5 protein-coding genes are annotated in these 11,873 nt (G+C 65.8%); all 5 read right to left on the reverse strand.

Annotation, left to right across the window (positions count from 1 at the left end):
• Nucleotide 1: 1 nt before the first annotated feature.
• The 5 genes from O6760_RS28060 to O6760_RS28080 all read right to left on the reverse strand — a co-directional run bounded on the left by O6760_RS28060 (nt 2) and on the right by O6760_RS28080 (nt 11,873).
• Nucleotides 2-6,022, reverse strand: coding sequence for a VCBS domain-containing protein (locus tag O6760_RS28060; protein ID WP_269582949.1), 6,021 nt, complete (start codon nt 6,020-6,022; stop codon nt 2-4).
• Between the two features lie 9 nt (nt 6,023-6,031).
• Nucleotides 6,032-7,426: an HlyD family type I secretion periplasmic adaptor subunit gene (locus O6760_RS28065; RefSeq protein ID WP_269582950.1), complete on the reverse strand. Its 1,395-nt coding sequence runs from the start codon at nt 7,424-7,426 to the stop codon at nt 6,032-6,034.
• 2 nt (nt 7,427-7,428) lie between these two features.
• On the reverse strand, nt 7,429-9,507 hold the full coding sequence (locus O6760_RS28070; protein ID WP_269582951.1) for an ATP-binding cassette domain-containing protein: 2,079 nt from the start codon (nt 9,505-9,507) through the stop codon (nt 7,429-7,431).
• Nucleotides 9,504-11,054 (reverse strand): hypothetical protein, encoded by a 1,551-nt coding sequence (locus tag O6760_RS28075; protein ID WP_269582952.1) that lies wholly within the window; start codon nt 11,052-11,054, stop codon nt 9,504-9,506. Before O6760_RS28075 ends, O6760_RS28070 begins: the two co-directional genes overlap by 4 nt.
• A gap of 273 nt (nt 11,055-11,327) precedes the next feature.
• Nucleotides 11,328-11,873 carry an invasion associated locus B family protein gene (locus tag O6760_RS28080; protein WP_269582953.1) on the reverse strand — a complete coding sequence of 182 codons (546 nt, stop codon included), beginning with the start codon at nt 11,871-11,873 and terminating at the stop codon, nt 11,328-11,330.

Below are 11,873 nucleotides of genomic sequence, written 5' to 3' on the forward strand. Positions count from 1 at the left end.
GTCAGGTATGGTGCTGATCGTCCTGCGGGTCCGGTGGCGGCGCCGTGTCGGGCACATCAGCTTCCGGGGCCGGTGCTGGGGTGTTGCCGTTGTCTTGACTGTCCTGATCGGCGGCACCCAGGAGACTGCCGTCGGCGGTCAGTGTCGGATCCGGGAGCCCGGCGTGCATGTCCGGCGGCGGCATGGGTGCCGACTGCGGATCGACGCCCGCGCTTTGCAGGTAGCTCGCCACTTGCGCTTCGTGCTGTGGTGCAGCGCCGCTTTCAGCAGTGTCTCCGACTGCCGCAAGATAATGATCGACCGGGGTGGCCTGGCTCCCCCCCTCTGCGGTCACCGGTGTTCCTGACAACGGTGAGAGTTCCTGTTCTGGCGATGGAACCGGGTCCTGCGCCTCCGTGGAATAGGACGGCTGCTCGTCTCCCTGCGCGGCAACATCCCTGTCAATTGCTCCGAGATAGTGGTCCACCGGACCGTCTCCACTTCCCTGGCCGGCGTGCGGCGCCATTTCGGCCAGTTGCTCGCTTTCTGCCGGAAGCCCTGCCCCGATATCAGCAAGCTGGTCATCTGCCTGAATATGGACGGAAACCTCTTCGACGGCCTCATCACCTGGCGCGTCATGCTGCACCGGCGCAATCGGGACAAGGGTGATCCCCTGAAGCTGGGTGTGATCGATGTGGTGCCCGCTCTGGCCGTGAACGCTCTGGACGTCAATTTTCACTTCTACTTCCGCGTCCGCCACTGTCCCGCCGTGCTGCATGATCTTGAACGTGTCGATGTGGATCCCCGGCGCCGCACCGGTGCCGCCATGCTTGATGACCGCGGAATCCGGAGTGTAGTGGTAATCGAAATGACCCGTCTGCGGATCGATCGTCAACGTGCCGTATTGCCCCTGTAGCGACAAGACGCCTGCACCTGTCGCAGTCGCAATCGCCCATCCTCCCGGAGCTCCGGCGATCGTACCAGAGAGATGCTGCGTGCCGACACCCTGAACCTGCGCAGCCACCGGTGCCGGCGTGATGTCGAGATCCGCCTGCGCTGCCCGGGTCGCCCCGGCGCTGTCACGGACCACAATGCTGACTGGTATGTCGTCATGCGCGACACCGGCGGCGGGCCGGAATTCCCAGTCTCCTCCGGCAGATCGGGCGAAAGACCCGTATTTCGGGTCCACCGAAACAGAATCGATGGTGAGCGTATCTCCCCTGTCGATATCCGTGGCATGCACACGTTGAAGCAGTTCACTCTCTGTGAAGGTTCGGGACTGATCCTGCTGCGTTGCTCCCAGATCGCCCGGCTGAACCTGGGGGCCGTCATTCGTGCCTTCTATGGCAACGGTGATGTCGTGTGTGGTTCCGTCGATGCTCGAGACCGTCAGCGTGTCGGTCAGCGGCGTGCCGCCGGCCTGAAGCGCCTGCACCGCCGGCTGTGCATTGTCGAGCTGATAGCTCCAGGTTCCGTCCGCCTGAACCGTGAACGTGCCATGCGTACCGGCAACACCGGTTTGCGGCACCAGGGCGGCCTGCCCCTGATCCGGGTCGGCAACATCCAGCTTGCCACCGGTGACAAGTGTGCTGTCCTCCGTCACCGAACCGGTGTCGCCTCCCGTGATCACCGCCGCATCCGGCGTCGCGCCCAGGCTCAGGGAGGCCGTCTGGGGCACACTGCCGCCATGACCGTCGGTGACCTGGTAGCTCAGGTCCACCGGACCGTTGTAGTTCGGATCAGGCGTGAAGGTGAAACCGTGGGCCGCGTCGCCGGAAATCGTGCCGTGGCTGGCAGTCAGACCCGTCACGGACAGGTGGTCGCCCGTGTCGATGTCGGTGGCATGGGCCAGAAGCTGCGCCGCCGTGATCGAAACTGCCTGGTCTTCCTTGCCGCCGGGCAGGCTCACCGGGCCGCTGACCACCGGCGCATCATTCGTCCCGGTCACCGTGATGACGAGGTTTTCCGTGTCCGTCGCCCCGGCGCTGTCGGTGACCGTCACCGGGATGGTCACGGGCATGGTCTGTCCCGCAGCCAGATGCTGATAGGCGGCATGGGACGGATCGAAGCTCCACGAACCGTCCGCCTGCAGGGTGAAGCCATCGACCGGCTGGCCGATCGAGAAGGCCTTGCTGTCACCCGTATCCACGTCCGTTGCCGACATCTGGCCGGTGACCGCACTGCCGTCTTCCGTCGCCGAGGCGGTTGCCACGCTCAGCACCGGCGCGTCGTTGGTGCCGTGGATCGTGATCTGGATCCGGTGGGCCGTGCCATCGGCCGAGTGCACCTCGTAGATCGCATGGCCTTCCTCGCCCGCAGCGAGAGCCTGGACGGCGTGATGGGTGTTGTCGACCTCGTAATCCCAGTTCCCGGCGCGGTCGATGTGCAGACTTCCGCCGAAAGGATCCGAGATCGCATGTTCGCCAAAGCGGCTGTACTGGAAGAACTCCTGAGACGGGCCGTCCGGATCCTGAACGGACAAGCTCCCGCTGACCGCGAGCGGATGCGCCGATGACGGCCCGACATTCCGGTCCTCCGTCATCGAACCGGTATCGCCTCCCGTGATCACCGCCGCATCCGGCGTCGCGCCCAGGGTCAGCGAGGCGGTCTGGGCAACACTGCCGCCATGGCCGTCTGTCACCTGGTAGCTCAGGTCCACCGGGCCGTTGTAGTTCGGATCCGGCGTGAAGGTGAAGCCGTGGGCCGCGTCGCCGCTGATCGTGCCGTGGCTGGCGGTCAGACCCGTCACGGACAGGTGGTCGCCCGTATCGATGTCGGTGGCATGGGCCAGAAGCTGCGCCGCCGTGATCGGGACGGCCTTGTCTTCAGTGCCGCTGCCAAGATCCACCGGGCCGCTCACGACAGGGGCATCATTGGTGCCCGTCACCGTGATGACCAGGTTCTCCGTGTCCGTTGCCCCGGCGCTGTCGGTCACCGTCACCGGGATGGTCACGGGCATGGTCTGTCCCGCAGCCAGATGCTGATAGGCGGCATGGGACGGATCAAAACTCCACGAGCCATCGCCATGCATGGTGAAGCCGTCGACCGGCTGGGCAATCGCGAAGGCTTTCGTGTCACCCGTATCCACGTCCGTTGCCGACATCTGGCCGGTGACCGCGCTGCCGTCTTCCGTCGCCGAGGCGGTTGCCACGCTCAGCACCGGCGCGTCGTTGGTGCCGTGGATCGTGATCTGGATCCGGTGGGCCGTGCCATCGGCCGAGTGCACCTCGTAGATCGCATGGCCTTCCTCGCCCGCAGCGAGAGCCTGGACGGCGTGATGGGTGTTGTCGACCTCGTAATCCCAGTTCCCGGCGCGGTCGATGTGCAGACTTCCGCCGAAAGGATCCGAGATCGCATGTTCGCCAAAGCGGCTGTACTGGAAGAACTCCTGAGACGGGCCGTCCGGATCCTGAACGGACAAGCTCCCGCTGACCGCGAGCGGATGCGCCGATGACGGCCCGACATTCCGGTCCTCCGTCATCGAACCGGTATCGCCTCCCGTGATCACCGCCGCATCCGGCGTCGCGCCCAGGGTCAGCGAGGCGGTCTGGGCAACACTGCCGCCATGGCCGTCTGTCACCTGGTAGCTCAGGTCCACCGGGCCGTTGTAGTTCGGATCCGGCGTGAAGGTGAAGCCGTGGGCCGCGTCGCCGCTGATCGTGCCGTGGCTGGCGGTCAGACCCGTCACGGACAGGTGGTCGCCCGTATCGATGTCGGTGGCATGGGCCAGAAGCTGCGCCGCCGTGATCGGGACGGCCTTGTCTTCAGTGCCGCTGCCAAGATCCACCGGGCCGCTCACGACAGGGGCATCATTGGTGCCCGTCACCGTGATGACCAGGTTCTCCGTGTCCGTTGCCCCGGCGCTGTCGGTCACCGTCACCGGGATGGTCACGGGCATGGTCTGTCCCGCAGCCAGATGCTGATAGGCGGCATGGGACGGATCAAAACTCCACGAACCGTCCGCCTGCAGGGTGAAGCCATCGACCGGCTGGCCGATCGAGAAGGCCTTGGTATCGCCGCTGTCAACGTCCGTCGCCGACATCCGGCCCGTGACCGCACTGCCATCCTCCGTGGCTGAAGCCGTCGCGGCGCTCAGCACCGGCGCGTCATTGGTGCCGTGGATGGTGACAATGATGTCATGCTTGGTGCCGTCGACACTCGTGACGGTCAGGGTGTCGGTTAGCGGCACTGCACCGGCCTGCAGCGCCTGCACGGCCAGCTGTGCGTTGTCCGCGGTGTAGGTCCAGTTTCCCTGCGTGTCCAGCGTGAAGGTGCCATAGGCACCGATACCTGCCGTAACCGGCGCAAAGGCCGCTTCACCGGCATCGGGATCGGCAATCGTGAGATGTCCATCCGCCGTCAGGTTACCTAAGGTCACGTCCCGGTCTTCCGTCATAGTGCCGGTGTCGGTGCCCGAGATCTGTGCGACATGCGGCACAATATCGGGCGTCTGGTCATTGCCGAGTGTCGGCGGCACCTTCGGCGGAACGTTGTAGCCAGGCACGGTCTGTGGCGTCGGCCCGAGCGTCGGCACCTGGTCACCATGCGGCTCAGGCGGTTTCGGCGGCACGTTGTAGCCAGGCACGTTCTGCGGCGTCGGGCCCAGCGTCGGCACCTGGTCGCCATGCGGCTCCGGCGGTTTCGGCGGCACGTTGTAGCCAGGCACGTTCTGTGGCGTCGGGCCGAGCGTCGGCACCTGGTCGCCATGCGGCTCAGGCGGTTTCGGCGGCACGTTGTAGCCAGGCACGGCCTGCGGCGTCGGGCCCAGCGTCGGCACCTGGTCGCCATGCGGCTCAGGCGGTTTCGGCGGCACGTTGTAGCCCGGTACGTTCTGTGGCGTCGGGCCCAGCGTCGGCACCTGGTCGCCATGCGGCTCAGGCGGTTTCGGCGGCACGTTGTAGCCAGGCACGTTCTGCGGCGTCGGGCCAAGCGTCGGCACCTGGTCGCCATGCGGCTCAGGCGGTTTCGGCGGCACGTTGTAGCCAGGCACGGTCTGCGGCGTCGGCCCGAGCGTCGGCACCTGGTCGCCATGCGGCTCAGGCGGTTTCGGCGGCACGTTGTAGCCAGGCACGTTCTGCGGCGTCGGGCCCAGCGTCGGCACCTGGTCGCCATGCGGCTCAGGCGGTTTCGGCGGCACGTTGTAGCCCGGCACGTTCTGCGGCGTCGGGCCCAGCGTCGGCACCTGGTCGCCATGCGGCTCCGGCGGTTTCGGCGGCACGTTGTAGCCCGGCACGTTCTGCGGCGTCGGGCCCAGCGTCGGCACCTGGTCGCCATGCGGCTCCGGCGGTTTCGGCGGCACGTTGTAGCCCGGCACGTTCTGCGGCGTCGGGCCCAGCGTCGGCACCTGGTCGCCATGCGGCTCAGGCGGTTTCGGCGGCACGGCCGGACCGGGAATCTGGTCCGGTGTCGGGTCCGGTATCGGGATCGCCCCGGCACTTCCCGCCGGTGGTTTCGGCTGAATGTCCGGTCCCGGACCATGCTCAGGAATGGTATCGGGTATCGCTTCCGGGTCCCCATGCCCGGCCGCAGGATGCGGCCCTGCGGCAGGTCCCGGGCTATGTGCGGGCGTCAGGTTCGGCGCGGCTCCCAAGCCGGCCAAGATCCCCGGGTGCCCCGAGCCACTCGAAACGGCTGGTCCCGCCAACGGATGCGACGAGCCTTCGGCCTGTCCCGCTTCGGGAGTTGGATGCCCCGGCGCTCCGGCTCGTAACCCCGTGCCTTGGTTCTCTCCGGCCGCCGTTCCCTGTCGCGTCGCTTCCCGAGACGCGCTGCCGCCGCCCTCTGCGGCCAATTGCCGAGATGTTTCGGCGCCGCCCGGTGCCAGGGTGCCCTGCCGGTCTCCCGTACCGAGGGCCGGGCCGGGTCGAGACTGATGGTCAGGGTCCAGATCATCAACAACCCAGCCGAACCCCTCCTCCGAGTGCACCTGGCGGGGATCTTTCGTCTCGTCCGGCACGCGGTGGCCGCCAAGTCCCAGCAGGCGCCGCCACCAGGAACCGCGTGCGTTTCCGCCACCGCCGTCTGCGGAAGGATCGTTGGGCATCGTCGCCTCCTATCGCTCGCTCAGCGCCAGGTCGAGATTGGTGAAAACCGGCTTCCAGACATATTCGAAGACGGTTTTGCGCCCTGTCAGGATGTCGGCTTCCCCCGTCATGCCCGGCAGCAGGGCAAATCGCTCGGGATCGCCGCGATAAAACGGTTCGGGAATCTCCACCAGGACCTCGTAATAGGCGGTCCCCCGCTCATCCACGATCGTGGTCGGGGAAACCTCCACCACCTGCCCGGCCAGGGCACCGTAGCGGCTGAAGTCGAAGGCATCGATCTTCAGGTTCACCGATTGTCCCGGGGACACGAACCCGACGTCGCGGGGGGCAAGCTGGGCGGAAAACCGCAAATCGACGCCGCGTGGGACGATCTCGGCCACGAGACCTCCCGGCTCGACCACGCGGCCAACCACCGTTTCCGGGATCGTCTGAACGAATCCGGACACAGGAGCAATGACCTGTGCCGCGGCCACCTGACGGCGCAGACGGACCAGCTGTTCGGCGATATCCAGCTCTTCTTCACTGATCTCCGCTATGCGTTCACGCGCACTGGCCGCGTGATCCAGGTCGATCTTTTCACGCCGTTCACCAAGCTCGTCCAGCTCCGCTTCCAGGACCGCCCGTTGCCCCTGAAGGGTTGCGATCTGGTACTCGAAATCGGCTTCTGCCTCGACCGCGGCGATGATGCGTGGTTTCGGGGCGAGCCCCTTGTCGAGCAGCTCGCGCAGCGACGCCAATTCGTCCCTTTCGGCCGCGAGCTGACGATCGACCGCTGGCACCTCGGCATCGACCGCCGCGATGTCCGCCTTCTTTCCGGCGACCTGGCGGTCAATCACCTGGTGTTCGTTTTCAAGAAAGGCGCGGCGGCTTTCAAAGGCGGCGATTTCACGTTTGACAGCCAGGTCGACGAACTCCGAGATCTCGGAATTGTGCTCACCGATGACACCCTGGAAATCCGCCTTGACATGCTTGATGCCGACCTCGATCGAACGACGGCGTATTGCGTCGAAATCGGGCTCACGGCCCTCGACCAGCGCCAGGAGGCGTTCACGCTCCAGTTCGAGCGAAAAACCCTTGGCGAGTGCGGCACGCAGCTCGGAGGAGATTTCGGCCTTGTCGAACACCGCGATCACGTCTCCGGCCTCGACCAGATCTCCTCGCCGCACGCGCACCTCGGTGAGCGACCCGCCGAATTCGCTCTGGAGACGCTGCATCTGGCTCTCCGGCTGGACCGCGCCATGGGCCTTGGCGACCTCGTCGACGCTCGTGAGCACCATCCAGGCGACAATCAGGCCGAAACAGACGAGGACGGTCAGGGACCCCAGATGGGCAAGGCGCACGACCGGCCCGTCACTGAGTTCAAATCGCTTTTCAACGGAGCGGTTGCCGGAATGCCTGCGCATTGTCACACCTTTCCAAGTTGCAGTGCCGGAGTATCTTCACGCGCGACCGGACCAAAATAGACAACCGCGCCATGGTCGAGCACCAGGGCATTGTCGGCCAGGGGAACCAGGGACGTGTCATGGGTGGTGAAGACCAGCGTCGACCGGCCACGGGCACGCGTGACGAAGGCCTCGAAACCGGTCCGTTCTTCCGGGTCGGCAGCCGCAAGCGGATCGTCGAGCAGGATCAGCGGAGCCGGCCCTTCCGCGGGATCATTCGTTCCGGCCCGGCCGTCGTCTCCGCGCTCATCGTCCCCCAGGATCCCGGCAATCCGCTTGTCCAGGATGCTGCGGGGGTTCCAGTGCCTCGATCCGCCTTCGTCGAAGGCTCCTTCGGTTCCCGCGGGCAGAATGAGCGACGCCAGAGCGACCTCGTCCGGATCGTAGCGGCGCAGGTTCAGACCGTTCAGCAGCACATTGCCGGCCTGGGGTATCAGCGCGCCGGACAACAGGCGCAGCAATGTGGTCTTGCCCGCGCCGTTCGGTCCCATCACCACCGTGACGGTTCCCGGCTCCATACGGAAATTCACGCCGGACAGGGCCGCTTCGTTTCCTGTGTCGTATCGGAACCAGGCCCCTGCACATTCAAGCGAGGGGGCATCGGCGGGCATCCGCTCCAGCGCGACCGCGCAGGTGGCAAGTGTGGGTGTGGCGATGATGCGCTCCAGTCCCTCGGCCGCGGCGCGCGCCGCCTGAAGGCGCGGCAGCCCCAGGAAGAAGCCTTGCGCGGGTCCCGTGATCCTCCAGGTCAGCATCATCGCGCCGACCAGCGCCCCCGGCGTGATCGACCCGGCAATGGCGAGGTCCACCCCAACAGCCAGAGTTGCCAGTGCCGCGCCCGTGCCCAGGATCGCTCCCAGTGCCTGAACGGCACCCCTGCGTGTGGCGGCCGCGTGCTCCGCGCGCGCGGCAAGCTTCGCTGTGTCCGCAAATCTCTTGAGCCAGGCCTGCCCCACGCCGCTCTCGCGCAGGGCGGTCGGTACCGCGCCCAGTTCGTGCAACATCGCGGTCCGGCGTCTCCCCGCCTCTGCCAGTTCCGGATCTGTCTCGCGTGCACGGCGGTGCACAAGCAGCGCAACGCCGACAAAAAGAAGCAGGTAGACGGCGGGAACAATGACCAGCAAGCCACCTATGAAGGCGATCAGGACCAACGAGATCAGGATGAACGGCGCGTCGAACACGGCCGGCGTATTGGCCGAGGCAAACAGGTCGGCAAAGCGCCGCGCCGCCGCGATGCGCGCATCCAGCCGCGCCACAGACTGTCTGTGCAAGGCGTCCAGCGGTGCCCTGAGAAGCCGCAGTTCAGCGGCGAGACCGGCGAGCGAGGACAGCCGCGCACGCTCCCCCGCAAGGTACCGCGCCCGCGAGCGGCGCAGCAACCAGACACAAAACACCACGACCGCGCCTCCCGCGATCAGGGGCCACAGGGACTGCGGTGCGCGCGCACCGATCACCCGGTCGAACACCTCCATGGAAAACAGCGGCACAAGGGCCGCCAGGGCATTGATAAACAGCGACAGGAACAGCCCGTGCCGGATCCCGCGCCGAAGCCGCCGCATCAGCGACCGGTGCGCGAGGGCCGCCATGCGTTCGCCATCGGCCATCCGCACATGCAACACACGGTTTGCCGCGGCAACGATATCGACAGCAGCCTGATCTCGTCCCGGCGCGCTGGAATGCAGGGTTTCGATACCGTTCACCCGAACGATCGCGTAGGCTTCGCCACCAGAGAGAGCCACCACCGCGCCATCCAGCCCATCCGACCAGGCTTGCGGCAAACCGCGCTCCACGGATGCCGCGAAATCCAGCAATTCCAGCAGAACCGCGGCTTCCTCCACATGCTCCAGCCCCGCGTTCCCAGGCAGCGCACTTGAAAACACAGCTTCCGAGCGCCGCCATCCCATCGTGCCCAAGACCTTGGGAAGGACCTCTTCGAGAGGCGTTGACGCCTCCCTTTCCGCCAATGCCGGCTGTTCGCTCCTGAGACCGTGCGCCTGTTGCCGGGTGGGCCTGGCGACCCGGGATGTCTCGCGCCGGTTCATGCCGCGATCCTCCCGGAGGACGCTGTGCCGGGGGCAAGCCTGACGGCACCGGGCAAGCCGTCGAGCGTGCCTGCACGTGCGAGAATTACCACAGTGGTTTGCGCCCCGAGACCCGGCAGGAAGGCGGCAAGCCGGTCCACCCCGTCCTTGTCCAGCGCATAAGTTGGGTTTTCGAGAACGATCAATCCGGGCATGCCGTTCAGTGCCCGGATCAGCCCGATCCGCTTGATCGCCCCGGCAGACAGGGGAGCTCCAAACTCTGCTCCGACCGGCGTCTGGTAGCCGCCCGAAAGCCGCGCCAGCAGCTGATCGAGCCCAAGCGCGTTCGTGATCGAGATCGCCCTGTCGATGTTTTCAGGTGTGAACCCGGAAAGATTGTCGAGGATCGTGCCCTGGAAAAGGGGAGGCATCGTTTCGACCAGTGTCGCGCCCGCCCGCACCCGTGAGCCGTCGGCGGCTGTCAAAACCGGACCGTCACCTGTGGCAAAACCGTCGGAGAGCGCGCGGAAACAAGCCTTCACGGCGGCGGCATCTTGAAATTCCACGATGGCAAGTGCCCCTGGCTCCACGGAGAACTGCGTGTCAGCGTCCTTGAAATCGAGTCCCAGCGGAACACCTGTCGCCGATAGCCCCTCTGGCGCGTCCTGTGTTCCCAGGACTGCGCGCAAACGCCGTTCCGCGGCGGCGGCCGTGCGCCGGCGGGCAAGGCCCGACACGATGCCGATCAGGCCCGCGACAGCCCGCTGCCCCAGGATCAGGCAGGCAGCGACTCCGCCCGACGTCATATCACCCGCGAGTACTGCCAGTGCCCCCATCGCCAGGATCGCGACGGAGGCCGCGATACTGCCAACCTGTGGAAGATCCATCAGATGACCGGTTTGCGTCTCGGTGCGCTCCGTCGCCTCCGCCACCGCCAGCTCAGTCCCGTGAAGCCGGGCCATCAACGCTCCGGCAAGCCCGCCGGTTCGAAAGACCTCCGCGTTTCGCGCTCCGGCCACCAGTAGCGTCTTGTGCTCGGCCCGCGCGTGAAACAGGTCGGTATCGGCCCTGCGATGCACGATTGCGGCCGAGAATGCGAGAAGCCCGACAACGGCGACCACCGCCAGCGGCGCCAGAACCACAGCCCCTCCCAGGAACCAGACCAGAGCCAGGAACGCGACTGCGAAAGGGGCGTCGAACATTGCCAGCAGCGACTGGCCCACGAGCACGTCCCGGGACCGTGAAATCGAGGCGAACAGTTCTTCCACGTGCCCTGCGCCAAAGCGGGAAAGTTCCTCTCGCCGCATGCCCAGCACACGGCGCGCGACATTCAATGAGAGACGGAATTCCTCCTCGCTGCCAAGCCGGCTGAACAGGGCGGAGCGCGCGAACCGCACCATTCCGTCGAGCAGAATGGCGATCAGGACCGCCGAGAAGAGAACGAGGGCCGTACCGATGGCCTGATTTGCGATGATCCGGTCGTAAACCTGGATCAGGGCCAGCGGCAGTGCGAGCCCGAGCGCGTTCGACAAGAGGGAAAGCACCACGATCCAGACACGCGAACGCACGAAATACTCCCTGAAACACCCGGCAAACAAACAGAGGAACAAGTTGTTTTACGCAAGGGGACCACACTCATACCGATAATAGAAGGGAAATCTGGCCACAAAGTTACCGCAGCGTTAGATTACGCGCGACACAGGTTAAAGCCGTGGTTCCCGGCAGGTTTTCTGCTGCGTCCTGCCGACCGAAGTCGCAGCCAAATCAATGGCAAGCGCGCGGCTGGAAAGGTCTGAGCGCAATGCTGTTCGCTTGACGGTCGTACCGATAACTGCCTGTCTTCAGTCCGCCAATTCCGTCAAACGTTCCAGAGAGGCTGAAAACCCGTTGAGCGGGAGCACGAAGGCAAGTGGCTGATTGTCCGCATTTGCGACGGCCTTGATGTTGAGCTTGCTTCCGGCCTTGAGCGCGGACAGCAAGGCAGGATCCGCCGACAAGGGGACAACACAGCCGGCCGGCAGGCAGGTGGAATAGGCAAACGGCATTCCGGTTTGCTGGTTGTCGACCCTGAGCTCCACCCCCGGTTTGAGCGCAAGGCCGAAGGGCATGAGCAAGACCCCCGTGGCGTTTCCGCCCTCTTTCAACTGCAATTCCATTGTCAGAACCCGTTTGCGGGTCTTGGGGTCGGCTTGCATCTGGCTCATCGCGCAACGGGTGGCGGCCTTTTGCCTGACACAGGAAACGGTCCACTCGCCATGGGTTTCGCGCAGGGAATTGGCCCCGCCCGGCAGGGCCAGCGCGGATGTTGTCGCGCTCGAAACAGCTGCGGTGATCGCGACGGCGCCAAGCACCGCCATCGCAACCGGGGGTCTGGACGGACAGGTCAT

The sequence above is a fragment of the Roseibium sp. Sym1 genome, from assembly GCF_027359675.1.
GTDB lineage: Bacteria > Pseudomonadota > Alphaproteobacteria > Rhizobiales > Stappiaceae > Roseibium.